This window comes from Roseburia sp. AF22-2LB (assembly GCF_003461125.1).
In the GTDB taxonomy this organism is placed as follows: Bacteria; Bacillota; Clostridia; order Lachnospirales; family Lachnospiraceae; genus Roseburia_C; species Roseburia_C amylophila.
Map to the genome: position 1 here is coordinate 1 of NZ_QTWM01000014.1, position 25,794 is coordinate 25,794.

At 40.8% G+C, this 25,794-nt stretch carries 24 protein-coding genes and 1 other annotated feature; of the genes, 20 read left to right on the forward strand and 4 right to left on the reverse strand.

Features of this window, described 5'->3' with window-relative positions; all coding sequences use genetic code 11:
- Positions 1-30 precede the first annotated feature (30 nt).
- On the reverse strand, positions 31-354 hold the full coding sequence (locus tag DWX96_RS14850) for a hypothetical protein (protein WP_330416221.1): 324 nt from the start codon (positions 352-354) through the stop codon (positions 31-33).
- 191 nt (positions 355-545) lie between these two features.
- Here DWX96_RS14850 and DWX96_RS13705 point away from each other — a divergent pair, with 191 nt between their 5' ends.
- The 19 genes from DWX96_RS13705 to DWX96_RS13790 all read left to right on the forward strand — a co-directional run bounded on the left by DWX96_RS13705 (position 546) and on the right by DWX96_RS13790 (position 21,147).
- A complete protein-coding gene (locus DWX96_RS13705) occupies positions 546-1,046 on the forward strand; it encodes an SEC-C metal-binding domain-containing protein (RefSeq protein ID WP_022244108.1) in 501 nt (166 codons plus the stop codon).
- A 93-nt stretch (positions 1,047-1,139) separates the two neighbouring features.
- Positions 1,140-1,342 (forward strand) — a binding site (T-box leader).
- A gap of 76 nt (positions 1,343-1,418) precedes the next feature.
- Complete coding sequence (gene thrS, locus DWX96_RS13710; protein WP_117698317.1) at positions 1,419-3,380, forward strand: threonine--tRNA ligase; 1,962 nt, start codon at positions 1,419-1,421, stop codon at positions 3,378-3,380.
- A 223-nt stretch (positions 3,381-3,603) separates the two neighbouring features.
- On the forward strand, positions 3,604-3,918 hold the full coding sequence (locus DWX96_RS13715; protein ID WP_022243376.1) for a DUF1540 domain-containing protein: 315 nt from the start codon (positions 3,604-3,606) through the stop codon (positions 3,916-3,918).
- Positions 3,919-4,106: 188 nt separating this feature from the next.
- The gene (locus DWX96_RS13720; protein WP_022243375.1) at positions 4,107-4,706 is read left to right on the forward strand and encodes a zinc dependent phospholipase C family protein; all 600 of its coding nucleotides are present in this window, start codon (positions 4,107-4,109) and stop codon (positions 4,704-4,706) included.
- Between the two features lie 103 nt (positions 4,707-4,809).
- On the forward strand, positions 4,810-4,986 hold the full coding sequence (locus DWX96_RS14320) for a hypothetical protein (RefSeq protein WP_022243374.1): 177 nt from the start codon (positions 4,810-4,812) through the stop codon (positions 4,984-4,986).
- Between the two features lie 201 nt (positions 4,987-5,187).
- The gene (mraZ, locus tag DWX96_RS13725) at positions 5,188-5,619 is read left to right on the forward strand and encodes a division/cell wall cluster transcriptional repressor MraZ (RefSeq protein ID WP_022243373.1); all 432 of its coding nucleotides are present in this window, start codon (positions 5,188-5,190) and stop codon (positions 5,617-5,619) included.
- Positions 5,620-5,629: 10 nt separating this feature from the next.
- A complete protein-coding gene (gene rsmH / locus DWX96_RS13730; protein WP_022243372.1) occupies positions 5,630-6,577 on the forward strand; it encodes a 16S rRNA (cytosine(1402)-N(4))-methyltransferase RsmH in 948 nt (315 codons plus the stop codon).
- Between the two features lie 14 nt (positions 6,578-6,591).
- Entirely contained in the window at positions 6,592-7,080 is a 489-nt protein-coding gene (locus DWX96_RS13735) for a hypothetical protein (protein ID WP_117698315.1), read from the forward strand.
- 20 nt (positions 7,081-7,100) lie between these two features.
- A complete protein-coding gene (locus tag DWX96_RS13740) occupies positions 7,101-9,137 on the forward strand; it encodes a peptidoglycan D,D-transpeptidase FtsI family protein (RefSeq protein WP_022243370.1) in 2,037 nt (678 codons plus the stop codon).
- A gap of 68 nt (positions 9,138-9,205) precedes the next feature.
- Positions 9,206-11,011 carry a peptidoglycan D,D-transpeptidase FtsI family protein gene (locus DWX96_RS13745; RefSeq protein ID WP_242988810.1) on the forward strand — a complete coding sequence of 602 codons (1,806 nt, stop codon included), beginning with the start codon at positions 9,206-9,208 and terminating at the stop codon, positions 11,009-11,011.
- A 94-nt stretch (positions 11,012-11,105) separates the two neighbouring features.
- On the forward strand, positions 11,106-12,059 hold the full coding sequence (gene mraY, locus DWX96_RS13750; protein ID WP_117698314.1) for a phospho-N-acetylmuramoyl-pentapeptide-transferase: 954 nt from the start codon (positions 11,106-11,108) through the stop codon (positions 12,057-12,059).
- A gap of 19 nt (positions 12,060-12,078) precedes the next feature.
- Positions 12,079-13,440 (forward strand): UDP-N-acetylmuramoyl-L-alanine--D-glutamate ligase, encoded by a 1,362-nt coding sequence (gene murD, locus DWX96_RS13755; RefSeq protein ID WP_117698313.1) that lies wholly within the window; start codon positions 12,079-12,081, stop codon positions 13,438-13,440.
- A 6-nt stretch (positions 13,441-13,446) separates the two neighbouring features.
- Positions 13,447-14,568, forward strand: a complete 1,122-nt coding sequence (gene ftsW / locus DWX96_RS13760) for a putative lipid II flippase FtsW (protein ID WP_118057799.1) — start codon at positions 13,447-13,449, stop codon at positions 14,566-14,568.
- A 3-nt stretch (positions 14,569-14,571) separates the two neighbouring features.
- Positions 14,572-15,321: a cell division protein FtsQ/DivIB gene (locus tag DWX96_RS13765; RefSeq protein WP_118057798.1), complete on the forward strand. Its 750-nt coding sequence runs from the start codon at positions 14,572-14,574 to the stop codon at positions 15,319-15,321.
- Between the two features lie 156 nt (positions 15,322-15,477).
- The gene (ftsZ, locus tag DWX96_RS13770) at positions 15,478-16,713 is read left to right on the forward strand and encodes a cell division protein FtsZ (RefSeq protein ID WP_118057797.1); all 1,236 of its coding nucleotides are present in this window, start codon (positions 15,478-15,480) and stop codon (positions 16,711-16,713) included.
- A 329-nt stretch (positions 16,714-17,042) separates the two neighbouring features.
- Positions 17,043-17,843, forward strand: a complete 801-nt coding sequence (locus DWX96_RS13775) for a sigma-E processing peptidase SpoIIGA (RefSeq protein ID WP_118057796.1) — start codon at positions 17,043-17,045, stop codon at positions 17,841-17,843.
- A gap of 36 nt (positions 17,844-17,879) precedes the next feature.
- Positions 17,880-18,620, forward strand: a complete 741-nt coding sequence (sigE, locus tag DWX96_RS13780; RefSeq protein WP_118057795.1) for an RNA polymerase sporulation sigma factor SigE — start codon at positions 17,880-17,882, stop codon at positions 18,618-18,620.
- A 92-nt stretch (positions 18,621-18,712) separates the two neighbouring features.
- Complete coding sequence (locus DWX96_RS13785; protein ID WP_118057794.1) at positions 18,713-20,317, forward strand: MBL fold metallo-hydrolase RNA specificity domain-containing protein; 1,605 nt, start codon at positions 18,713-18,715, stop codon at positions 20,315-20,317.
- Positions 20,318-20,562: 245 nt separating this feature from the next.
- Positions 20,563-21,147, forward strand: coding sequence for a hypothetical protein (locus tag DWX96_RS13790; RefSeq protein WP_117698308.1), 585 nt, complete (start codon positions 20,563-20,565; stop codon positions 21,145-21,147).
- 62 nt (positions 21,148-21,209) lie between these two features.
- Here the strand turns inward: DWX96_RS13790 and DWX96_RS13795 are convergent, their stop codons facing one another.
- The gene (locus tag DWX96_RS13795; protein WP_117698307.1) at positions 21,210-21,848 is read right to left on the reverse strand and encodes a lactate utilization protein; all 639 of its coding nucleotides are present in this window, start codon (positions 21,846-21,848) and stop codon (positions 21,210-21,212) included.
- A 196-nt stretch (positions 21,849-22,044) separates the two neighbouring features.
- Between DWX96_RS13795 and DWX96_RS13800 the strand changes: the two genes are divergently transcribed.
- On the forward strand, positions 22,045-22,464 hold the full coding sequence (locus DWX96_RS13800) for a PaaI family thioesterase (protein ID WP_117698306.1): 420 nt from the start codon (positions 22,045-22,047) through the stop codon (positions 22,462-22,464).
- Here DWX96_RS13800 and DWX96_RS13805 read toward each other — a convergent pair.
- Positions 22,459-25,068, reverse strand: coding sequence for an ABC transporter permease (locus tag DWX96_RS13805; protein ID WP_118057793.1), 2,610 nt, complete (start codon positions 25,066-25,068; stop codon positions 22,459-22,461). The genes DWX96_RS13800 and DWX96_RS13805 overlap by 6 nt on opposite strands.
- Complete coding sequence (locus DWX96_RS13810) at positions 25,065-25,748, reverse strand: ABC transporter ATP-binding protein (protein ID WP_022243356.1); 684 nt, start codon at positions 25,746-25,748, stop codon at positions 25,065-25,067. Before DWX96_RS13810 ends, DWX96_RS13805 begins: the two co-directional genes overlap by 4 nt.
- Positions 25,749-25,794 lie beyond the last annotated feature (46 nt).

The window sequence follows — 25,794 nt, forward strand, 5'->3', positions numbered from 1 at the left end:
TACCGACCTCCAATCGTTAGATTTTTTGGTCTAACTTTTAGGGGTCGGTACATATTCACGATCCTCTTTTTTTACGTTTGATTCATTTGAAGTTTTTGCGGAAGCATCCTGCCCGGAAGCTTCTTTTTTGATGGAATCCAAATCTTCTCTTAAAGAGTAATGATTCTTAAGTAAGCGGTATACCATGGTATAAGCCCAGATGAGAACCGGGACAACCACAGTGGCATAGATGGAAGCCTTAAGACAGTTTGTGGCAAAATCGCTTCCAATCAATGCAAAAACAAGAGTGGAAACATAGAGGGCAACTAAGAGTACAACACCGATAATTGCAAGAATCTGTTTTGTCTTTTTCATATATGACCTCAACTTTCTTTGATGACCTGTTTTTAGAAAAAAGCAATATACATTATTTTAACATTTGACAGCGGATAGTCAATCAGAAAATGTAAAGTTGCAGAGGATAAATACTTGAAAAAAGCACAAAATATGCTATACTGAAACAAGCGTTATACGACTAAATATGGATTAAAGGATGGATATGAACAATGGCATTATTAGAAGAATGGCAGAAGATTGCTTATGATCAGCAGGCAGATAGAGGAAAATTACAGAAGTTCTGGCAGAGATATTTTATGTTAGAGAAGGGCGTATATGAGAAGCTTTTAACAAACCCGGATGAGAAGGTAGAAGGAACTGTAAAAGAGCTGGCAGAGAAATACGACCTCAGCATTATGGATATGACTGGATTCTTAGATGGAATCAATGACAGCCTGGTAACACCAAACCCAATTGATACTATGGAAGAGGATACCAAGGTAAGCCTTGCATTCGATAAAGAAAAATTATACAAGAACATGGTAGATGCCAAAGCTGACTGGCTCTATGAATTACCACAGTGGGATGAAATTTTTGATGCAGATACCAAGAGAAAGCTTTATTTAGAACAGAAGAAATCCGGCACTGTTGTAGTTGGAAAGAAAGTTGGAAGAAATGATCCGTGTCCTTGTGGAAGTGGAAAGAAATATAAATTCTGCTGCGGAAGATAAGAATAAAATATTTTGGAAAACATTTGGAAAATATTTCGCAGAAAAACTCTTTACATAGCAGAAAAAAGAGTATACAATAGCTTTTGTCAAAAGGACAAAACAAAGAAGAGACGAGTAGCATGACAGGAAGTCAAAGAGAGGAATACATCTGGTGAGAGTATTCTGATGGAGTGTAATGTGAAGACCAGCTCTGAGTGACCCCAATCCGGTCCGGTGATTCCGTTATCATCAGAATGAGCGGTTGTACGATAAGTACAGCAAGCAGGGTGGAACCACGATAGAGTATCGTCCCTGATGCATAAATTTTATGCATCAGGGATTTTTTACTTTGCAGTTATTAATACCAATATAATAAGAAAAGGAGACTTGAACATGAAAATCACATTAAAAGATGGCTCAGTAAAAGAGTACAGTGAAGCAAAATCAGTCTATGATATTGCAGCAGATATCAGCGAAGGCCTTGCAAGAGTTGCATGCGCCGGTGAAGTAGACGGAGAAGTGGTGGATTTACGAACCGTTCTTGACAAGGACTGCAATTTAAATATTATAACAGCAAGTGATGAAGAAGGATTAAAGGTAATCCGCCATACTGCATCCCATGTACTGGCTCAGGCGGTAAAGAAATTATTTCCGGATGCCAAGATTACGATCGGACCGGCAATTGAAGATGGATTCTATTATGATTTTGATCATGCCCCATTTTCAAGAGAAGACCTCGATAATCTGGAAGCAGAGATGAAGAAGATTATCAAGGAAGGTCATGAATTAAAACGATTCACACTTCCAAGAGAGGAAGCAATCAAATTCATGCAGGAACGTAATGAGCCATACAAAGTAGAACTGATTGAAGAATTACCAGAGGGAGAAGAAATTTCTTTCTATGACCAGGGCGGCTTCGTAGATTTATGTGCTGGCCCACATCTGATGACAACCAAGGGCGTAAAGGCATTTAAGCTGACATCATCTTCCATGGCATATTGGAGAGGTAATTCTGACAAAGCAAGATTACAGAGAATTTATGGTACTGCTTTTAATAAGAAGGAAGAGTTAAAAGAATACTTAGAGAAATTAGAAGATGCCAAACGCCGTGACCATAACAAACTTGGCCGTGAAATGGGATTATTTACCACTGTTGACGTTATCGGACAGGGACTTCCTTTATTTACACCGAAGGGAACCAAGATGATTATGAAACTGCAGCGTTGGATAGAAGACTTAGAGGATAAAGAGTGGGGTTATGTACGTACCAGAACTCCGCTGATGGCAAAGAGCGACCTCTATAAGATTTCCGGACACTGGGATCACTACATGGATGGAATGTTCATTTTAAATAAGGACAGCGACGACAAAGAGACAATGGCACTGCGTCCGATGACCTGTCCATTCCAGTATTATGTATACATGAATGAACAGCACTCTTACAGAGATCTGCCATATCGGATGTCAGAGACTTCTACATTGTTCCGGAATGAGGACTCCGGAGAGATGCATGGACTTACCCGTGTCAGACAGTTTACTATTACAGAGGCACATATTATTCTTTGCCCGGAACAGGCGGAAGAAGAACTTACCAGATGTACTGAACTTTGCCATTATGTAATGACTACACTTGGTATCGATGGAGATGTTACTTACCGTCTGTCCAAATGGGATCCGAACAACAAAGAAAAATATCTGGGCGACGAAGCATATTGGAACAGTACCCAGCAGTATCTGCGTGATGTTATGGATAAGAATGGCATCAAGTATACAGAAGCAGATGGGGAAGCTGCATTCTACGGACCAAAGATTGATATTCAGGCAAAGAATGTATATGGAAAAGAAGATACCATGGTTACCATCCAGCTTGACTGTGCAAGTGCAGAGAAGTTTGGCATGTACTATATCGATGAGAAGGGTGAGAAAGTACTTCCTTGGATTATCCATCGTACATCCATGGGATGTTATGAGCGTACCCTTGCATGGCTGATTGAACATTATGCAGGAAAATTCCCAACCTGGCTTTGCCCGGAACAGGTAAGAGTATTGCCGATTTCTGAAAAATATGCAGACTATGCAGAGCAGGTAAGAAAAGAATTAGCAGCTCATGATGTAGATGTAACGGTTGATAACCGTTCTGAGAAAATCGGATTCAAGATTCGTGAAGCAAGACTGGATAAGCTGCCGTACATGCTGGTAGTTGGTCAGCAGGAGGCAGAGGACGGAACCGTATCCGTAAGAAGCCGTTTTGCAGGAGATGAAGGTGTAAAACCTTTAGGAGAATTCATTGATGCAATCTGCGAAGAGATTCGTACAAAGGAAATCCGTAAGGAAGAAGTTGCAGAAGAAAAATAAAAATGCAATAAAATCTAATTTTTAATTTTATAATTTATATGGATTCAAAAAGACTGTTGCTGGCAATTTGCACCGGACAACAGTCTTTTTTGCTTTACAGGAAAGCAGCCGCCGCAGGCACGAGAATGTGTCAAGGTACATTCTTTTTTACATGAAGTTGGTAACATAAAAAGATTTCCTTTGGAGATACTAAACATGTAACGAAAGAAAGGAGATGATTTTTGTGACAGAATTAAAATGTTCTGTAAGAAGCTGCAGTTTCCAGAAAGATGATTGCTGTTGCCGTGGAAATATTACGGTAGAGGGTGCACATGCAAACCGCAATAGCGAGACAAGCTGTGGAAGTTTTGAAGAGAAGAAAAACTGTGGATGTGCCAATTCGACCGGTAAACCGCCTAAGATGAGCGATGTTACCTGTGAGGCAGTAAACTGTAAATTCAATGAAGGAAGAAAATGTCATGCAAAAGACATCCAGGTAGCCGGAACGAATGCCTGTACCTGTATGGAAACAGAGTGTGCCAGCTTCTGTTGTTCCTAAAAAGTGGAATATCAGTAAGTTTTAGCAAAATATTTCTGTGTCTACTCTTAACAGATTGGACACAGAAATTTAGAAGAATCTTAAGAAAAATACTATTGTAAATGAGATGAAAGAAAGTATAATGTGATTGAAGCATAAATAAAGCAGAAGTAATGTGTAAGGTGTAGATGGTAAACAGGAGGAAGCAAATGAGAAAAAAATCACATATTTTGCTGGCACGTTATATTGCAAAGAATACAGAGGATGAAGAACTTAAGAAACATAGACTGTCTTTTTATATTGGCAGCATCCTGCCGGATTGCAAACCATCTTTTGTATATAAGAAACATGAAATCAATGGGACGTTTCCGGATGTGAAAAAGATGGTGAATCAATTGATTTTCGGTAAACAGCAGGGGAAACTGACCCGTAAACGCCGGTATTATATGAATCTCGGGCAGGTAACGCATTATGTAGCTGATTATTTTACTTATCCGCATAACAAGATTTATCCGGGAAACTTAAAGGATCATTGTTCCTATGAAGAACAATTGAAGCGAAGCCTTAAAAATTATATTATGAGCCGGAATATGGAAGCAGGAGAAAAAGTGCAGGCTGATTTTTCTGATGCAGAGGCACTGTATGAATATATTTTAGAGAGGCATAAACAGTATCTTGGAAGAAAAATTAATATAGAAACAGATATTCGGAATATAGTAGCAACCAACCGGATGCTGGTGGAGGCCATTGCCGATTTGTTTTATAAAACACAGCATAAGGAAAAAATGCCGCTTGCTGTCGAATATTGACGAAAAAAGATGTTATATTTTGTTTGATTTTTGGTGATGAGCAGAGTAAAATGAATTTACAAAGAACAACACAGAGATGGGACACAGCATAGGAGAAATGCTTATGGATGAAAGGGAAGCACTTCGCATTGCGATTGAACGTGCAAGAATCCGACTGGATGAAGCACTGGAACGAGCGAAAAGTATGGATGAATGCTATGACCTGAGCCTGGAAGTGGACAGACTGATTGAGAACTATGTATCGCTATGTGAGCAAAAAGAACTTGTACCAATAAGATAAAAGTAAAGAGTAAGTGGAAAGAAGTACATTGAGAAATGTGCTTCTTTTTTTTGTGCATTTTTATGTGTAGTATATTGATTTTTTCCCAAAAGTGGGGTAATATGTATTCATAAGTGGAGGAAAGTGGTTGAAAATGGCACAAAGTGGTGGATAAGTTGATAACTTTGTGGATAAATAGCAACCGGACTGAGGTGTTTGACAATGTTCATGGGAGAGTACAGTCACAACATAGACGCCAAGGGCAGAATGATTGTTCCTTCCAAATTCAGAGAACAGCTCGGTGATGAGTTTGTAGTAACGAAGGGTTTGGATGGGTGTCTTTTTGTGTACCCAAATGAAGAATGGCAGAACATTGAAGAAAAATTCCGCAACGTACCACTTACCTCAAAAGATGCAAGAAAATTCTCACGTTTCTTCTTTGCAGGAGCAACAACCTGTGAAGTGGACAAGCAGGGAAGAATTCTTCTTCCGGCAGTGTTAAGAGAATTTGCCGGATTAGAGAAAGAAGTCGTATCAGTCGGAGTCTTAAAGCGAATTGAGATTTGGGACAAGAACAGATGGCAGGATACCAATACTTATGATGACATGGATGAAGTTGCAGAACACATGGCAGAACTTGGCTTGAGTATCTAAAGGAGTGAACATGGAATTTAAACACACATCGGTTCTCTTGCATGAGACCATAGACAATCTGAATATTCGCCCGGACGGAATTTATGTAGACGGAACGCTCGGTGGAGCGGGACATTCTTCCGAAATTGTAAAAAGGCTGAATGAGAACGGAAGGCTGATAGGAATTGACCAGGACGAAGATGCAATTGCAGCAGCCAGTGAGCGGTTAAAGGATTATTCTGATAAAGTAACCATAATCCGCAGCAATTACTGCAATATGAAAGAAGAATTGAACCGTATCGGAGTGACGAAGGTAAATGGAATTCTTCTTGATCTGGGAGTATCTTCCTTTCAGTTAGATACACCGGAGCGTGGATTTACCTACCGGGAAGAAGATGCACCACTGGACATGAGAATGGATCAGCGTCAGACATTAACGGCAAAAGATATTGTAAATGATTACAGTGAATCAGAGTTGTATCGTATCATAAGAGACTATGGGGAAGACCGGTTCGCAAAGAATATTGCAAAGCATATTGTCGCAGCCCGGGCAAAGAAACCAATTGAGACAACCGGAGAGCTGACCGCAATTATCCGGGCATCCATACCGATGAAAGTACAGAGTACTGGCGGACATCCGGCAAAGAGAACGTTTCAGGCAATTCGTATTGAACTGAATCGTGAGCTGGAAGTCTTATCGGATACCCTGGATGAGATGATAGACCTTTTAGAAGAAGATGGAAGAATCTGTATCATTACCTTCCATTCCCTGGAAGACAGAATTGTAAAGAACATCTTTCGCAAAAATGAAAATCCATGTACCTGTCCGAAAGAATTTCCGGTGTGTGTATGTGGCAAGAAACCAAAAGGAAAAGTAATCACTAGAAAACCGATTCTTCCAACGAAATCTGAAATGGAAGAGAATCCGAGAGCAAAAAGCGCAAAATTAAGAGTATTTGAACGGCATATCAATGACTAGGGAGAGACGTGAAAATGGAGAAGACAAGAAGAAATTATCGAACACGGACTTACATAGATGGAAACACTGTCCGTAAATTAGAAGCTGCACCGGATTACCGCAGAGAACAGGAAGAAAAGCAGCGGGAGGAAATCAGACAGCGCAACAGACGTATGGCGCAGAAGAATCAGGAGAAGTCAGCACATATGGATTTGGGTTATGTGGCATTTTTATCTGTATCGCTGCTGGTTATGTGTGTGGCAGCAGTACTGTATATCCGTCTGCAGTCTGGAATTACAACGCATTTAAAGACAATTTCTGCATTAGAAAGCCAGGTAGCTGAATTAAAGGCAGATAATGATGCGGCAGAAAAAAGAATCGAGACAGCAGTAGATCTTTCAACCATCAAGGATATAGCAATGAACCAGCTTGGCATGAGCTATGCGGGACCGGACCAGATTATACATTATACGGTTGATAAAGAAGATTATATGAATCAGTTTGAGGATATTCCGAATAAGTAGGAAACAAACGTGGTGGTAAAATGGCAGGAAAGAGACGCGGCGGAAAGAAAATAGCAAAATTTAGTAAGAAAATGCAAAAGAAACTTGTAGTGCTGTTTGTAATAATAGCACTACTTTTGTTGGGATTAATTGTAAGATTGATGTATATTGAACACACCAGTGGAAAGAAATACGAAAAGAAAGTATTATCCCAGCAGAAATATGACAGTACGGTCATTCCTTATCAGCGTGGAAATATTACAGACTGCAAGGGAACGATACTTGCAACCAGCGTGGATGTATACAATGTGATATTAGACTGTAAGGTATTAAACAGTGATTCGGCAGATATTGACCCGACCATCGATGCACTGATAACCTGTTTCCCACAGCTGAATGAAACCGATTTACGTAATCTGATTACGGATAAGCCAAAGAGCCAGTACAATGTTCTGGCAAAGAAATTAAGCTATGAAGAGATTCGGGCGTTTGAAGATATGCAGGCGGCAGAAAAGGAAGCTTCCGATAAGAAGAGCGGCGATGCAGAGAAAAAAGGAAAAATTAATGGAGTCTGGTTTGAAAAAGAATACCAGAGAGAATATCCATATGGTTCTCTAGCCAGTGCGGTAGTAGGATTTACTACCAGCGGTAATCTGGGAATGAATGGAGTGGAAAATTCCTATAACAGTGTTTTGAATGGAACCAACGGAAGAGAATATGGTTATCTGAATTCCGACAGTAATTTTGAGAAGACAGTAATCGATGCCCAGAATGGTAATGATGTTACACTGACCATTGATGCAAATATCCAGAAAATCGTAGAAGATAAGATTGCTGCATTTGAAGAAGAATACAGGGATGCAGCAAGAGAAGGTGCTGGAAGTAAACATGTGGGAGTTATTGTAATGAACCCCCAGAATGCTGAAGTGCTTGCCATGGCAAATTATCCAAATTATGACAGTAGTAATCCAAGGGATTTGTCTGCCTATTATACCCAGGAAGAAATTGATGCTATGGATGACGATGCAGAACTGGATGCTTTAAACCAGTTATGGTCTAATTTCTGCATTACTTATACTTATGAACCGGGCTCTACCGTAAAACCTTTTACCGTAGCCTGTGGTCTGGATACCGGAACTTTAGACCCGAACCGTACTTTTATCTGTGATGGATACGAGACGATTTCCGGTCATGACATTCACTGTGTAAATACCAACGGACATGGACTTGAAACAGTAGAAGATGCCTTAAAGAATTCCTGTAATGATGCCCTGATGCAGATGTCTTATGATATCGGACCTGAGAATTTCTCCAAGTATCAGCAGATTTTCGGCTTTGGTACCAAGACAAACATTGATTTACCGGGAGAGGCCAGAACCGATTCCTTAATTTATACCGAAGACCAGCTAAGCACCATTAACCTGGCTACCAATTCCTTTGGACAGAACTTTAATGTTACCATGATACAGGTGGCAAGTGCTTTTTGTTCCATTATTAATGGTGGTAACTATTATCAGCCACATGTGGTAAAGAAAATAACAGATGAAAATGGGAATGTCATACAGGAAGACAATGGAACCTTGTTAAAGAAAACAGTGTCTTCATCTACCAGTGAATTATTAAAACAGTATCTTTATGCAACGGTTTCCGATGGTACCGGAAAATATGCAAAAGTGCCGGGATACTCTATGGGTGGAAAGACCGGAACAGCACAGAAGCTTCCTCGAGGACAGGGAAATTATCTGGTTTCCTTTATCGGTTTTGCACCAGTAGACAATCCGCAGCTTTTGGTATATGTAGTAGTAGACGAACCAAACGCAGAAGAAGAGTTTCACAGTACCTTTGCACAGGAAATCGCAAAGGGAATTTTCGAAGAGACACTGCCTTATCTTAATATTTATCCGGATGAGGACATTGTTGTAACAGAAGAGACAGACCCGGCAGAAGCACCGGCAGATGGAACAACAGATGTTCCGGATTCTGCACCGGAGGATTCTATGGTAGACCAGACACCGGATATTGCAGAGGAAACAGTACCACCGGAGGATGGTTTACAGCCACAGGATGTAGCACAATAGAGAAAACAACATAACCTTGTAAAAGTTGTAATAGATTATAATAACTGCTTTTATGAGGTTATGTTTTTATGTTTCAGCAAAAAATGCAGGAGGAAGAAGAAAACAGATTTTGCATCTATCGGAATAAAACCTTTAACCGACGAAAAATTATGATTATTTTTGTGGCAGTATTACTGCTGATGGTATTTCTGATGGGACGACTGGTGTATCTTATGATATTCTGTTCAGAATACTATGGGGTCCGGGCTGAGAACCTCCATGAAAGAGAAAGGGATATCAAGGCGGCAAGAGGGAATATTTATGACAGAAATGGTGTGGTTTTAGCAGAAAATAAGACGGTATGTACGATTTCTGTGATTCACAGCCAGATAGAAGACCCGGAAAAGGTAATTGCAGTTTTAACAAAAGAGCTTGGCATGTCAGAAGAGACAGTGCGGAAGCGGGTAGAGAAGGTTAGTTCCATTGAACGGATTAAGACGAATGTGGAGAAAGAAACCGGAGATGCGATTCGAGCCTATGAACTGGCGGGCGTGAAGATCGATGAAGATTATAAACGGTATTATCCTTATAATGAACTGGCTTCTAAAGTAATCGGATTTACTGGCGGAGACAATCAGGGAATTGTCGGAATAGAAGTAAAATATGATGAATATCTGGAGGGCATCAATGGAAAGATACTTACATTGACAGATGCCAGAGGCGTAGAGATCAAAAATGCCGGAGAGAGGCGGAGTGAGCCGGTAGAAGGAGATGACCTTTATTTAAGTCTTGATTATAATATCCAGATGTATGCAGCGCAGGCAGCAGTAAAGGTACGGGAGGAAAAACAGGCAGACAGTGTCAGCATCCTTGTGATGAATCCGCAGAATGGCGAAATCCTTGCCATGGTAAATGAACCGGAGTTTAATCTCAATGAACCTTTTACCTTAAATACGGAGATTGACACGGAATTGAGTGAAGAGGAGAAGCAGGATGCTTTAAATAAAATGTGGAGAAACCAGTGCATCAATGACACTTATGAACCGGGATCCACTTTTAAGATAATAACAGCATCCGCAGCCTTGGAGGAGGGAAAAGTAAGTCTTTCTGACCAGTTTAACTGTCCGGGATATAAGATTGTGGAGGACAGGAGAATCCGCTGCCATAAAGTGGGAGGGCATGGGGCAGAGGATTTTACCCATGGCATTATGAATTCCTGCAACCCGGTATTCATAGAAATCGGACTTCGTATCGGTTCCGACCGCTTCTGCGATTATTTTGAACAGTTTGGTTTATTATCCAGGACAAATATAGATTTACCGGGGGAAGCATCCACCATTATGCATAAAAGAGAAAATATCGGTCAGGTGGAGCTTGCAACCATGTCCTTTGGGCAGTCCTTCCAGATTACACCGATTCAGCTTGCAACTACGGTTTCCTCTATTATAAATGGAGGAAACCGTGTGACGCCGCATTTTGGCGTGGAGACGAAAAATGCAGAAGGAGAAGTGACACATACTTTTGTCTATGGACAAAAGGAACATATTGTAAGCGAAGAAACTTCCACCACCATGCGCTATTTGCTGGAAAAAGTAGTATCTGAGGGCAGTGGAAAGAATGCGGCTCTTGAAGGCTTTTCTATTGGCGGCAAAACCGCAACGTCCCAGACGCTTCCACGTAGTGAAAAAAGGTATATTTCTTCTTTTTTAGGTTTTGCTCCGGCTGACGATCCGCAGGTACTTGCCTTAATTATTATCAATAATCCACAAGGCGTTTATTATGGTGGAACCATAGCAGCACCGGTCTGCCGGGATTTGTTTTCCAATATTCTGCCATATCTTGGCATTGAGCAGGCACTGGTTACAGAAGATGCGGAAATTCAGGAAAATCCGTGAAACTTTGGGAAGATATCTTGCAGGAAATCTCTAAATAACGTATACTAGATAAGTTGAAATGATATACAAAAAGAAAATAAAAAGAGGTGCAGTTATGACGTATCATGTTATTCTTCCGGTTATTATCGCTTTTGCAGTGAGTGCATTGTTAGGACCGGTCGTAATTCCTTTTTTAAGAAGATTGAAAGTTGGTCAGACGGAGCGGAAAGAGCTTGAATCCCATCAGAAGAAAATGGGAACCCCTACCATGGGTGGATTGATGATTATCGCAAGTATTATTGTAACCAGTCTGATTTATGTAAAAGATTATCCGAAGATTATTCCGATTCTCTTTATGGTAGTAGGATTTGGCGTAATTGGATTTTTAGATGATTATTTGAAGGTTGTACTGAGACGGTCGGATGGACTGCTTGCATGGCAGAAAATGTTATGCCAGCTTGTAGTGACCACTGTTTTTGTGGTATACATGGTGAAGTTTTCAGATGTTTCCCTTACAATGCTGCTTCCATTTTCCGGTGGAAAATACTGGAATATTGGCTGGCTTGCAATTCCGGTCATGTATTTTGCAGTAATCGGAACTGTAAACGGAGTCAACTTTACCGATGGCTTAGATGGTCTTGCTACCAGCGTAACCATTATCGTAGCAACCTTCTTTACTGTAGTTGCAGTGGGAACCAACAGCGGAATCGAACCGATTACCTGTGCTGTAGTAGGTGCATTGATGGGCTTCCTTCTGTTTAATGTATATCCGGCAAGTGTATTTATGGGAGATACCGGTTCTCTTGCACTGGGTGGATTTGTGGCAGCTACCGCATATATGCTTCAGATGCCAATTTTCCTTCTGATTGTGGGACTGATTTATCTGGTAGAAGTATTATCTGTTATCATTCAGGTAACCTATTTTAAAAAAACAGGTGGAAAGAGAATTTTCCGTATGGCTCCGATTCATCACCACTTTGAATTAGGTGGCTGGTCAGAGACCAGGGTAGTGGCAGTATTTTCAATTGTAACAGCAATCTTATGTCTGGTTGCATTGATTGGATTATAAAGAGACAGGAGTGAATAAAATGGAATTTCAGGAGAAAAATGTACTGGTATTTGGCTCTGGGAAAAGTGGAATTGCTGCAGCAGAGCTGTTAGAAAAACAGAATGCGAATATTTTCGTTTTTGAAGGAAATGAAAAGCAGAGTGTAGCAGAAATCAAAGAAAAATCGGAGAGCTTTGCCAAGGCAGAAATCTATGTGGGCACCCTTCCGGAAGAAGTGATGGATAAACTGGATTTTGTTGTGTTAAGTCCGGGTGTTCCAACCGATTTACCATTGGTAAATGCCATGCGTGATAAGAAAATTACCATTATTGGTGAGATTGAGCTTGCTTATCAGGTGGCAAAAGGAAAAATCCTTGCAATTACAGGAACGAATGGCAAGACGACAACCACTACACTGGTGGGAGAAATTTTATCCAATTACTTTAAGGATGTAAAAGTCGTAGGAAATATTGGAATTCCATATACATCGGTAGCGGCAGATACCACAGAAGAAACGGTAACAGCAGCAGAAATCAGCAGTTTCCAGTTAGAGACAATTGTAGATTTTGCTCCGGATGTATCTGCTATTTTAAATATTACACCGGATCATCTGAACCGTCATCATACCATGGAAAATTATATTAAGGCAAAAGAGGACATTACAAAGAATCAGAAAGCAAACGATGTCTGCGTCTTAAATTATGAGGATGAAGTACTTCGCAAATTTGGGGAATCCTTATCCATGAAAGTGCTCTGGTTTGACAGTAAAAAGCCGGTACAGAATGGATGTTATTTAAATGGTGAGAAGATTATTTATGTCTCTGAGGGCAAAGAGGAAGAAGTCATTGATGTCAATGAGCTAAATATTCTTGGAACCCATAATTATGAAAATGTTATGGCGGCAGTTGCCATGACCATAAGTATCGGAGTACCGATGGATGTCATTGTAAAAACACTGCGTGAGTTCCAGGCAGTAGAGCATAGAATTGAATATGTTACGGAGAAACGTGGCGTAAAATTCTATAACGATTCCAAGGGAACAAACCCGGATGCAGCGATTAAGGGAATTCAGGCAATGAACCGTCCGACACTTCTCATTGGCGGTGGCTATGATAAGCAGTCTGAATATGATGAATGGATAGAAAGCTTCGATGGTAAAGTAAAGAAATTAGTATTAATCGGAGTAACAAAAGAGAAGATTGCAGACTGTGCAAAGAGACATGGATTTACAGAGTATGTATTCGCAGACAGTCTCGAAGAGGCAGTAAATATCTGCTATGACAATGCAGTTTCCGGTGATGCCGTATTATTATCACCGGCATGTGCAAGCTGGGATATGTTTAAAAGCTACGAAGAACGAGGAAGAATATTTAAGGATTTGGTGCGCAATTTAAAGGAGTAGTGATTTATGGGCCGCAGACCGGGAAGAAAATCAGGCACAAAAGAAAAGACAATTAAATATTTTGACTATACACTTTTGTTTGTTATTATTTTCTTAGTGTGTTTTGGTCTGGTTATGCTGTACAGCACCAGTTCTTATAATGCACAGATTGAGTATGGCGATGGAACTCATTATCTAAAGCGGCAGGCATTTGCATGCTGCCTTGGATTTGCTGCCATGTTTGTGATTTCCAAGATTGATTATCATGTGTGGAAGAAACTGTATGGTGTGGCATACATAGGCGCATTTTTACTGTGCGTTTCCGTTATCTTTTTAGGATCGAATGGAAATGGTTCTACCAGATGGTTCCGCCTTGGTCCGCTTTCTTTCCAGCCATCTGAGTTTGCAAAGCTTGCTGTCATTATTTTTCTTGCAACGGTAATCAGCCGCATGCAAAAGAAGATTGGCGATCTGAAGGAACTGATGAAGGTAATGGTTTTACTGCTTCCGCTGGTTGGACCGGTTGCTTATACGAACTTAAGTACCGCGATTATCATTGTGGGTATCGCAGTGGCAATGGCGTTCGTGGCAAGCCCGAAATATGCGCAGTTTGTGGGAATGGCAATCGCAGTATTCGCTTTCGGAGCAGTCTTTATTGTACTGGCAAGCTATCGTGCAGAACGTATCAAAATCTGGCTCCATCCGGAGAATTATGATAAAGGTTATCAGACCATGCAGGGCTTATATGCCATTGGTTCTGGAGGACTTTTTGGAAAAGGACTTGGTGCCAGTATGCAGAAGCTTGGGTTCGTACCGGAAGCGCAGAATGATATGGTATTTTCCATCATCTGTGAGGAGCTTGGATTATTCGGAGCAATCTGCCTGATTTTGCTGTTTATCTTAATGCTGTGGCGTTTTATGGTAATTGCCAATAATGCGAAAGATTTATATGGTGCATTGCTGGTGGTTGGTATTATGGCTCACATTGCCATTCAGGTAATCCTTAATATCGCCGTTGTAACCAACAGTATTCCAAATACCGGTATCACACTTCCTTTTATCAGTTATGGTGGTACTTCGGCATCATTCCTCTTAGCAGAAATGGGACTTGCGTTAAGTGTTTCCAGAGGAATTCAGTTGGAGGGATAGGATATGATACGAGAAGAACGCAGAAAGAAGAGAAGAAGAAAACATATCCTGATTGGATTTCTGACTACACTGTTGATTCTGGCACTGGCAGCACTCATTGTAATCAAGGTATTTACCGTAAAAAATGTCGAAGTAGAAGGCAATAAATTATACAGTGATGAGCAGATTAAGGAATGGGTCTTAAATGATGACTATTCCTGGAATACATTATATGTATATTTTAAATATCGTTTCTTTGATACACAGAAAGTTCCGTTTATTGATACGATGGAGGTGAGTGTCAAATCACCGCATACCCTTCATGTAGAAGTATATGAAAAAGGACTGCTGGGCTACTTATATATGGATTCCCTGGGACAGAATGTCTATTTTGACAAAGATGGCTTTGTAGTGGAAATGTCTACAGATGTCATCGAAGGAGTACCGCAGATTACCGGACTGGCTTGTGGGGATGCAGTGCTTTATGAAAAACTTGACGTAAGCGGAAAAGATACCCTAAAGGATTTGCTGGCAGTAACCCAGACCTTAAAGAAGTATAATCTGGTTCCGGATACCATCAATTATGATGACCAGGGAAACGTGACCCTGCAGTACGGAACGATTACGGTGAATCTTGGACAGGCAACCAGCCTTACGGAAAAAGTAGTTCGTATGGAGAAAATTATGCCAAATCTGGAAGGACTTACAGGCATTCTTCATCTGGAAGACTGGACAGAAGATACCACAGATATTACTTTTGAAAAGACGGCGTAATTTTTTCAAAAAAACAGAAAATATAGGTTGATTATTTTTACGAAAAATTATATGATAGAGTATATGAGTAAATAAAGGCATACTTTTTATGAGAAATCTGTAAAGCAGATTTCTCATAGATTACATATAGAATGAGGGAGAGAAGGAGGAACTACCTTGCTTGAAATTAAAACAACAGAAGCAGAATCCAGTGCTAAAATTATTGTAATTGGTGTTGGTGGTGCAGGTAATAATGCAGTAAATAGAATGATTGATGAAAATATTGGTGGTGTTGAGTTTGTTGGAGTAAATACCGATAAACAGGCATTACTTTTATGTAAAGCACCTACGTTGATTCAGATTGGTGAGAAGCTTACCAAAGGACTTGGAGCAGGAGCACAGCCGGAGGTTGGAGCCAAAGCTGCAGAAGAGAGTATGGAAGAGTTGTCAGCAGCTATTGAAGGTGCAGATATGGTATTCGTAACCTGTGGTATGGGTGGCGGAACCGGTACAGGAGCAGCTCCTGTTGTGGCAAAGATTGCAAAGGATCAGGGAATTCTTACCGTTGGTGTTGTAACTAAGCCGTTTAAATTTGAAGCAAAAGCAAGAATGGTAAATGCTTTAAGCGGTGTTGACAAGCTTCGTGAGAATGTAGATACCTTGATTGTAATTCCAAATGATAAATTATTAGAGATTGTAGACCGCAGAACAACCTTCCCGGATGCATTAAAGAAAGCAGATGAGGTGCTTCAGCAGGCGGTTCAGGGAATCACAGATCTGATTAATATGCCGGCATTGATTAACCTTGATTTCGCAGATGTTCAGACTGTTATGAAGGACAAGGGTCTTGCACATATCGGTATCGGTATGGCTAAGGGTGATGATAAGGCAATTGAGGCAGTCAAACTGGCTGTTACCAGTCCATTGCTTGAGACAACTATCAATGGAGCAAGCCATGTTATTATCAATATTTCCGGTGATATTTCTCTTATGGATGCCAATGATGCAGCAAGCTATGTAGAAGATCTTGCCGGCGATAATGCAAATATTATCTTTGGTGCAAAATATGATGAGACTATGACAGATGCTGCAACGATTACTGTAATTGCAACAGGACTGGAAGAGAATGCAGCAAAAACCACTGCATCTTCTAATCTTATGTCCGGATTGAAATATCCAAATACAGCAGCAACCACCAGACCGGTCATTAATTCCGGACTTGTAAACCGTACTGCTAATGTTACAACCAACAGCAGTTTCGGAGCAACATCTACTCTGGGACAGACTGCTGCACAGCAGCCAGCTCCGACAGCTTCTCCATTTATTGGAATTACCAAACCAAAGAGACCGGAAAGTACTGTTCATGAGAAGGATATTAAAATTCCGGAGTTCTTAAAGAGTACCAAAAAATAAGAACTATCATTTTGAAAAGGATAGCAATAAAATTATAGTGTAAGAGTAGAAAAGGAATTTGAAGTTCCTATATGATACGACGCTTAGAACATTTGAAATGTACCAGATACTGGTGACAGCCATTGTTCTAAGCGTTTTTTTCGTTGTCAGGCATCCGTAAGAAGCTGCCGGTGGCAGCTTCTTACGGTAAGATTTGCAGAGTGCATTACGTTTCTTTTGCAACTTCCCTGCCGGGCAGTCGGATTCTGTCAATGAAATGAAAGAATGGCTGCATCTGTTTTGACAAAATATGCAGAGGAAAGTTTGTATAATGCAGGAAAGGAAGGGAGGTGGCATGTATTTATGAGATATATTTAGATGTTCTTTTTGTCAATAGTTTCCTGATGGATGTGCTGAATCTGTTCCTGACAGGCATATTTTTGCGGAATCTCATACATAAGGGCAGGATACTGCTTGCTGCCTTATTTGGAAGTGGTATGGGAGTCATTTGTTTTCTGATGCTTTCATCCTATAGATTGTATCGGCTGATTATGTATGTACCGGTTCCGCTTGGCATGGTTATGATTGCATTTTTTACGAGGAAACATACGACACAAAGAGTCGCTTTTCTGATAAAAAACTGGCTTGGCTGTTTTTTGTTTTCGATTCTGACAGGAGGCTGCATGCAGTGGCTCAATAAGAGCCTTTTTTATGGGCAGCATTTTTATCTGGCAATGGTGCTGACGGCGGGAATTGCTGTGTCAGCATCCATAATATGGCGCAGCAGAAAGGAGAGAAGCCGGCATCTTTATCAGGTGCGTCTTTGCTATCATGAACATGAATTGCTGTTAGAAGCCTATTATGATACCGGAAATCTGCTGATCGACCCCTATGTGGGAAAACCGGTCAGTATCATAGATAAAGAGCTTCTGATGCCGATTTTCCGGGAAGATGAGCCGGTAGTACGACTGTTGCCATTTAGCAGTATGGGAGAGAAAAACGGCTTGGTAGAAGCACTTACCGTAGAAGAACTTTATATTAAAGAAGGAAAAAAAGAGCGGCAGATTTTACAGGCGGTGATTGCACTTGGAAGTCCATCGTTGTTTCAAAAGAAGGAATATCAGATGATTTTAAATTGCCATCTGCTATAGGATGGAATGTGAATAAGAGAGGAAAGAGGAGTTGTAATGTATTTAAAAGTAGATATACCGGAGCATTTTCAGTTTCGCATTGTGCGTAGTTTAAAAGATATGCTGCTTCGTAAGGAGACGGAGATTCACTATATCGGAGGGGCAGAGGTGCTGCCGCCACCGCTTCCGGCGAAAGAGGAAATGGAATGTATCGGACAATTGGTGAAAGAGCAGAGTGAGACTGCAAGAAAGAAATTAATCGAGCATAATCTGAGACTTGTAGTATACATAGCGAAGAAATTTGACAATACGGGAGTAGGAGTGGAGGATTTGATTTCTATTGGAACCATCGGATTAATCAAGGCAATTAATACTTTTAATCCGGAAAAAAATATCAAGCTTGCAACCTATGCCTCCCGATGTATTGAAAATGAAATTCTGATGTATCTGCGTAGAAATAATAAGACGAAATTAGAGGTATCCATTGATGAGCCGTTAAATGTGGACTGGGACGGAAATGAATTACTACTTTCGGATATTTTAGGAACAGATGAAGATGTCATTTACCGGGATATTGAGACTGAGGTTGAAAAGAAGCTTTTGAATAAAGCAATTGAGCATTTAAACGGCAGGGAGCGGACAATTATTGAACTGCGGTTTGGCATCAATTCGAAAAACGGTAATGAACTGACCCAGAAAGAGGTGGCAGATTTATTAGGAATTTCCCAGTCTTATATTTCCAGGCTGGAGAAAAAGATTATGAAACGATTGAAGAAAGAAATTGTGCGATTTGAATAAAAAAGAAAGAAAATGTATACATTTTTTGTCCAATATGATAAAATAATACTATCATAAGTTCGACAATAAAGAGATGGCGAGGAGATGGTATTATGTTATTGGAGTTTTTAGGGGCTGCACATGAAGTAACTGGAAGTTGTCATTTTCTGCAATGTCAGGATAAGCGGATACTGGTGGATTGTGGTATGGAGCAGGGACCGGATTTATATGTGAATCAGGAGATTCCGGTGAATGCATCTAATATTGATTATGTGTTTGTAACACATGCCCATATCGACCATTCAGGCTTACTTCCATTGCTGTATAGTCATGGATTCCGGGGACAGATATTTGCGACAACAGCAACCAGCGAACTTTGTAATATCATGTTAAAGGACAGTGCACACATCCAGATGTTTGAAGCAGAGTGGAGAAACCGTAAGGCTAGGAGAGCCGGATTACCGGAAGTAGTGCCTCTTTACGATATGGATGATGCACAGGGGGTTTTAGAGCATTTTGTATCATGTGATTACAATAAAATCATTGAAATCTGTAATGGAGTAAAAATCCGGTTTGTAGATGCCGGACATCTTCTTGGTTCATCCAGCATTGAGGTATGGCTGACGGAAGAAGATAAGACTGTGAAAATTGTATTTTCCGGAGATATCGGTCATGGCAATAAGCCATTGATTAAAAATCCGCAGTTTATCGATGAAGCAGATTATGTATTGATTGAATCCACTTATGGTGACCGGATACATGCAGATCCGCCGGATTATGCACCGGAACTTGCGGCAGTAATTAAGCGGACATTTGCAAGAGGTGGTAATCTTGTCATTCCGGCATTTTCTGTAGGTCGTACACAGGAAATGCTATATCATCTGCGACGGATTAAGACAGAACATCTGCTGCCGGAGTTTGAAGATTTTGAGGCCTATATCGACAGCCCGCTGGCTGTGGAAGCAACAAATATTTTCCATAAGAGTGTAGAAGACTGCTTCTCTGATGAGGCAAAGAAATTAGTGGAGCAGGGTATTAATCCGATTGGATTCCCGGGACTGAAAACGTCTGTTACCAGTGATGAATCCAAAATGATTAACTTCAGCAAGAAACCATTGGTTATCATTTCTGCTTCCGGTATGTGTGAGGCTGGCCGTATCCGCCATCATTTAAAACATAATTTGTGGAGACCGGAAAGCACGATTCTGTTTGTAGGATATCAGGTACCTGGAACCTTGGGTCATGCACTTTTGAATGGAGCCAAAGAAGTAAAACTTTTCGGTGAAAATATTCAGGTACATGCAGAAATTTTAAATCTTCCTGGTATCAGTGGCCATGCAGACCGTGATATGCTGACAAAATGGGCATCTGCATTTAAAAATCCACCAAAGCGTGTCTTTGTGGTACATGGTGAGGATAAGGTCTGTGATGAATTTGCAGAGCATCTGCATACGGAATTAGGCTATCAGGCGGTTGCACCATATAGTGGTGATACCTATGACTTATTAGAAAATGTCTGTGTTCATGAAGGAAGCCGTGAACTGGTTGAAAAGAAGAAAGACAAACCGGCAAAGGCATCCTCTAATGTGTTTGCAAGACTGCTGGCGGCGGGTCAGAGGCTGCTTAGTGTCATTCAGAAGAATGAAGGTATCCCAAATAAGGACCTTGCCAAATTTGCTGACCAGATTAATTCTCTGGCAGATAAGTGGGACAGATAGGAAGTTGAAAAGGAACTTGGAAATAAAGAAATAGAAAAGTATCATGAAAAGTAACCAGAAAAGACATTCGTATCCGGGAAAATGCCGGTGCGGATGTCTTTTTTTACTCGAGAAACTCGCAAAGCGTGTTTCTCGCTACTTGCTGTCAAGCATTTTCAAATGACTATGGAAAAAGAAGAAATATTCCGATATATAAGTGTAAGATAAAATGCAAGGAACAAATTACGAAATCAGGAGGAAATGCGATGGCAGTCAGACTGAATTTATTTTCCAATACGGAGCAGGATACAAAGAAGGTATCTACGGTGGAGGAATTGCCGCAGTATATGCTGAAATGCATTTATGATAATAATGTGGCAGAAGAAAGTGAAGAAGCAAAACAGGAAAAAATGGCGAAAATCAAACGGAAATTAGAGGCTGGAAAGAAGCTGACCAAAGAAGAACTTTCATGGCTTCAAAGAAATGACCCCATTGCATATGCCCATGCGATACGGATTCAGATGATTGCAGAGGAAGTGGAGAACGAGCTGAAAACTGCAAAGAGCAAAGAAGAAGCAAACCGTATTGTATCCACCGCTGTTTCCGGTATATCGGACAATGATCCGGATAAGGAATATATTGTAGCAGCAGTAAACAGGGTGTCAGATGAATTCCATAAATCCGGTGCCTATAGCAGACTGCCGGGAACTCAGGAAAGTGCAGAAAAGAGAAAGCAGAAAAAGGAAAATGGGATTTCTTTCAAGAGAGAGGATGAAAAGGAAGAACTGATGAACTGGAGTCCGTTGCAGGAAGTCATTGAGAAACTACCGACATTTACAGCCGGAGCATAGGATAAAATAAAAATCCGCATATCAGAGTATATCTGGTATGCGGATTTTTTTATGAAATCGTATTAATATCCTAATTCCTCTCCGATGAGAATTACTTTGATTCTTCCCGGAATACCACTTCTTCTGGTGATAACAACCTGATTACAGATACACTCCGGTGAGAGGCAGTCGGCACATGTTCCGGTGAGTGCACATGGCGTTTTCTTGCTAAGGCGGATGCAGTTGGCAGGAGTAGCAGTATTATGTACCCGGTCAAGAGCGTCGTCAACTGTTTTTACAACCTTATTCATACCGGCCATAACGATGACTTCCTTCGGGCCATAGATGAGTGCTGCAACCCGGTTGCCATTTCCGTCAATATTGACAAGCTGTCCGTCAGAAGTGATTGCATTGGAACTCATAAAATAATAATCTGCATTCAGACACTGATGATAAATTGCAGTTGTTTCTTCCGGTGTGGCAGCTTTGCTTCTGTCATAAAGAGTGATGTCAGTCTTATTTTGCAGAGCAGCCATCATACCACTTTCGGTTAAAGTCATGGAACCGCCAAAACCAACGGTTGCCTGTGTCGGCAGCATGGAAGTGGCAAGTGCAACGGCTTCTTCTTTGGTGGCACAGTAATATGCGTCAATCTGTCTTTTCTTGAATTTTTCAATCATGGACGTAGCGAGTGTTTCATAAAATTGTTTCTTTGGATCCATAAAGATACCTCCTTGATGCGTAAGTGTATGGTGAGAAAAATTCTTAATATACACCATACAAAATATATTACATCATAGGATGGGGATTTGGCAATCCGAAAAGTCAGATAGATTGTTTCATTGACAAAAAACATAAATGAGCACAAAATGGGTACAAATAAAGGATAAAAGATACATGTAAGAAAAGAGGAACCAAATGCAAAATAAAATTACAATAGAAGAATGCCAGAAATTATTAGAGCAGAATCCCTTTGGAAGTCTGCTGCAGATGAAGATAACAGAGGCAGAACTTGGAAGGGTAAAGGCAGAACTGCCATTCAAAAAAGAGTTTACAAATATCTATGGAGATTTGCACGGCGGAGTACTGTATTCGGCAGTGGATACCATATGCGGAATTGCGGCAGGAACCTATGGATATTATGTGACTACTGTGGACGGACAGATCCGCTATTTAAAAGCGGCGCGTGCAACAGAATATGTTACATGCACCGCCAAAGTGGTAAAACCCGGAAGGAACCTCACAGTAGTAGCATTTGAAATTACAGATGCCAATGGAATGCTTTTAAATACCGGTGATTTTACCTTTTATAATCTGAAAGAAAAAGAGATTTTATAAATTTTCATTTTTTAATGCATCCATGATATTTTCAGAAGAAAGCTTACGCATGGAATAAATCATGGTTGCAGCAACGACGACAAACACACTGCCAATGGCAATGACAAAGCTATACCATGGAATAAAGAATCCAAAGTCGATTCCATCACTGACTGCCCGATAAATAAGCCAGGTGATTCCAATAGAAGCCGGAAGTCCGTAAAGGAGTCCCTTGCAGCCATAGAGCAGACATTCAAACTGCATCATTTTTCGGAAGCCCTTCGGAGAAAGACCGATGGACTTTAACATGGCAAATTCACGTTTTCGTAAAATAATATTGGTAGAAATCGTGTTAAATACATTGGCTGCCGCTATCAGGGAAATTAGTGTAATAAATCCATAGGAAAAAATATTGATAACGGTAATCATGGCACGCTCATTTTCAATGGAATCCATATAATCATAGATATCAGCAGAAATATTTTCGTTGTCAAAGAGTGTATTTAAGTCGGTCTGTACCTGTTTGTGATTATCTGTTTTTATATAGTATGAATTTTCCAGTGAACTATCCGGGTTCTGGCTGAGTGCCTGCCAGAGAGCATCCTTACAGGAATATGGAAAAATAAATTTCGCATTATCGGAAGGAGCACTGACACCGAAAGGAATGGTATCACTGAAAGCACCAGCGGTGACGGTGCAGGTATTTTTCACATCTTCGTCTAAAGCGGATAATACAATATCCTGCGAAGAAGGATTGGCGAAAATATTAATGTCATAGTATTTGTCATTGAATACATGAAGCCGGTCAATCAATACACCCGTTGGATGATCAGAATTCTGATAATCGGAAGGATTTTCCCCGATTTCTTTTAAATAATCTTCAAATAAATGATCCTCCACGAAATAAATCAAAGTGGTAAGCTCACAGGAGTCATCTGCCAGGAGTGTATTGCTGTAATAAGCCTGTTCATAATCAGAATAGAAACTTTCAAATTCTTTCGAACAGTCTTCTTTGGCTACCGTAAAGCCAGCAGCGAAGCTGGCACCGTAAGAAGCCTTATCTATGCCATCTAAAGCACGGATTTTTGTTAAAAGAGCATCCGGGTCATAATTCTTTTCGGAATATATGGTGCAGGAAAGCTCATAACCGTTTCCGTTGTAAATACTGCCGGCAGAATGTGTCAGATAAGCACAAAAGCTGCTGGCAGAAATAAACAGTACAATACTTAAGAAAAGTGAGATAACAGTAGCACGGTATTTGCTGCGGCTTCGTTTATAGTTTTTGGCAGCAAGCATTCCTTCAAAGCCAAATAATTTTTCCGTAAGTGGAAATGTATGCACTTTTTTGGAACGGATGTTAATATCACTGGTCTGCCGGATGGCTTCTAAGGCAGATAACTTCATGGATTTCCGTGCTGGCAGGTAAGCAGAAATCAATACCGTAATAAAAGCGAGGGTGACGGCAATCACAATTCCGGCAACGGATGGCTGCAGGGTCAGGTGCAGTGTGGTTTCGCTTCGGTACAGCATGGCAAGAGTATCACCAGTGAAATAGAAGGTAATGCCAATGCCAACTAAACCGAAGAAGATTCCAAGCGGAATACCGATAAGACACAGGAAAGCCGCTTCAAACAGGATGCTGTGAATCATCTGGTGTCTGGTTGCACCAAGGGATGAAAGCAGACCAAATTGTCTGGTTCGTTCGCTGATAGAAATGGAAAATGCATTATAAATCAGTGAGATAGACCCAAGTACGATAATTGCAATCAAAATAACCGCAAGACTGGTGACGGTGCGGTTTAAGGAATCCTCCATGGATGCTCCGTCAAGCCGCAGTAAATCATAGTTCATGGTATAAGAATATGGTGCATTCTGCTCTAAAAAACTGGATACATCCTTGCTGTTATGAAGACAGAAGTAAATATCCTGATAGGATGTCCGGGCAGAAGAGAGAGTCAGTGCTGTATAACCCGGAGCCTGAAAGCTTTCAAAGGAAGGTCTGCTGTAAAAACCTACTACCTGATAGGTTTTTGACTCCGTATTTGTAATGGATTCTAATGGAATCACTTTTCCGTCTTTGGATTTTTCTGACTTATTATCAAGCAGTGAAGTGTTATTATCTAAAATAGAACCATCTTCATCCACACGTTCCCCAACATCCAGGGTAATTTCATCGTTTAAGCTATAAGCAATGCCACCGTCATAGGTAAGGTGCTCAGGAAGCAGAAGCTCAGAATCGTTTTCCGGCATCCGTCCTTTCGTGATGTGTACCGGAAGAAGAGAGGTGATATCGTCCGTTACACCACAGATATAAAGGTATGGTTTGTATTGGTTAGCAGAATCGGTAAGATTGGCATATCCAATATATTTTAAAGAAACAGAAGAGTCGATTTCATCATGGGAGAGAAAATCTTTTGACTCTGATTGGGTGACACGAAAAGCGGCACCCTGCCAGCTTCCTTCGGTATCAATGGTATATTCCTTCATAAATGCATGAAGAGAGCTGATGCTGCTGGTAACTGCGGTAAACATGGCAGTAGAAAGAATAATTCCGATAATCGTGACGATGGTACGGGTTTTATTCTTCTTTAAGTTGGTGAGTGTGATTTTGTGGAAGATATTCATGCACGAATCACCTCATCCCGTGTAATTTTGCCGTCTTCAATGGCAATGATGCGGTCTGCCTGAAGGGCAATGTTTTCATCATGGGTAATGACAATTAAGGTCTGGTTAAATTTCTGGTTGGAATATTTTAAGAGTTCCACAATTTCCTGGCTGTTTTTGGAATCTAAGTTTCCGGTAGGCTCATCGGCTAAAACCACAGCAGGAGCGTTCATTAAAGCACGGCCGATGGAGACACGCTGCTGCTGACCACCGGAAAGCTGGTTTGGAAGATGATTTTCTCGCCCTTTTAAAGAGAGAATTTCCAGCAGCTCATTTAAATGCTCTTTGTTGACCGGGCGTCCATCCATGCGGACAGGAAGTGTCATATTTTCAACGACATTCAGTACCGGAATCAGGTTATAGAACTGGTAAATCAGTCCGACCTGCCGTCTGCGGAAGATGGCAAGCTGTTCCTCCTTTTGCGCGTAGACATCAGTGCCCTCCATATAGACTTTGCCGGAGGTTGGTGTATCGACACCGCCTAAAATGTGAAGCAGTGTGGATTTGCCGGAACCGGATGGCCCGATGATAGCGAGAAATTCGCCTTTGTTGACAGAAAAAGAAACGTGGTCTAGGGCAACCACCTGATTTTCTCCTGTTCCATAGATTTTGGTAAGATTTTCAGCTCGTAAGATTTCCATAAGTAACTCCTTTCCATTTGATGCGATTCTAATGAGAAGTATAAGC

Bases quoted from the DNA above. Each gene is read 5' to 3' on its own strand.
- DWX96_RS13765 (WP_118057798.1), top strand. From the start codon at position 14,572: ATGATACGAGAAGAACGCAGAAAGAAGAGAAGAAGAAAACATATCCTG.
- DWX96_RS13740 (WP_022243370.1), top strand. From the start codon at position 7,101: ATGGCAGGAAAGAGACGCGGCGGAAAGAAAATAGCAAAATTTAGTAAG.
- DWX96_RS13800 (WP_117698306.1), top strand. From the start codon at position 22,045: ATGCAAAATAAAATTACAATAGAAGAATGCCAGAAATTATTAGAGCAG.
- mraZ (WP_022243373.1), top strand. From the start codon at position 5,188: ATGTTCATGGGAGAGTACAGTCACAACATAGACGCCAAGGGCAGAATG.
- DWX96_RS13705 (WP_022244108.1), top strand. From the start codon at position 546: ATGGCATTATTAGAAGAATGGCAGAAGATTGCTTATGATCAGCAGGCA.
- DWX96_RS13810 (WP_022243356.1), bottom strand. From the start codon at position 25,748: ATGGAAATCTTACGAGCTGAAAATCTTACCAAAATCTATGGAACAGGA.
- DWX96_RS13785 (WP_118057794.1), top strand. From the start codon at position 18,713: ATGTTATTGGAGTTTTTAGGGGCTGCACATGAAGTAACTGGAAGTTGT.
- murD (WP_117698313.1), top strand. From the start codon at position 12,079: ATGGAATTTCAGGAGAAAAATGTACTGGTATTTGGCTCTGGGAAAAGT.
- thrS (WP_117698317.1), top strand. From the start codon at position 1,419: ATGAAAATCACATTAAAAGATGGCTCAGTAAAAGAGTACAGTGAAGCA.
- ftsW (WP_118057799.1), top strand. From the start codon at position 13,447: ATGGGCCGCAGACCGGGAAGAAAATCAGGCACAAAAGAAAAGACAATT.
- DWX96_RS13735 (WP_117698315.1), top strand. From the start codon at position 6,592: ATGGAGAAGACAAGAAGAAATTATCGAACACGGACTTACATAGATGGA.
- DWX96_RS14850 (WP_330416221.1), bottom strand. From the start codon at position 354: ATGAAAAAGACAAAACAGATTCTTGCAATTATCGGTGTTGTACTCTTA.
- DWX96_RS13795 (WP_117698307.1), bottom strand. From the start codon at position 21,848: ATGGATCCAAAGAAACAATTTTATGAAACACTCGCTACGTCCATGATT.
- sigE (WP_118057795.1), top strand. From the start codon at position 17,880: ATGTATTTAAAAGTAGATATACCGGAGCATTTTCAGTTTCGCATTGTG.
- DWX96_RS13720 (WP_022243375.1), top strand. From the start codon at position 4,107: ATGAGAAAAAAATCACATATTTTGCTGGCACGTTATATTGCAAAGAAT.
- DWX96_RS13805 (WP_118057793.1), bottom strand. From the start codon at position 25,068: ATGAATATCTTCCACAAAATCACACTCACCAACTTAAAGAAGAATAAA.
- mraY (WP_117698314.1), top strand. From the start codon at position 11,106: ATGACGTATCATGTTATTCTTCCGGTTATTATCGCTTTTGCAGTGAGT.
- rsmH (WP_022243372.1), top strand. From the start codon at position 5,630: ATGGAATTTAAACACACATCGGTTCTCTTGCATGAGACCATAGACAAT.
- DWX96_RS13745 (WP_242988810.1), top strand. From the start codon at position 9,206: ATGTTTCAGCAAAAAATGCAGGAGGAAGAAGAAAACAGATTTTGCATC.
- DWX96_RS14320 (WP_022243374.1), top strand. From the start codon at position 4,810: ATGGATGAAAGGGAAGCACTTCGCATTGCGATTGAACGTGCAAGAATC.
- DWX96_RS13790 (WP_117698308.1), top strand. From the start codon at position 20,563: ATGGCAGTCAGACTGAATTTATTTTCCAATACGGAGCAGGATACAAAG.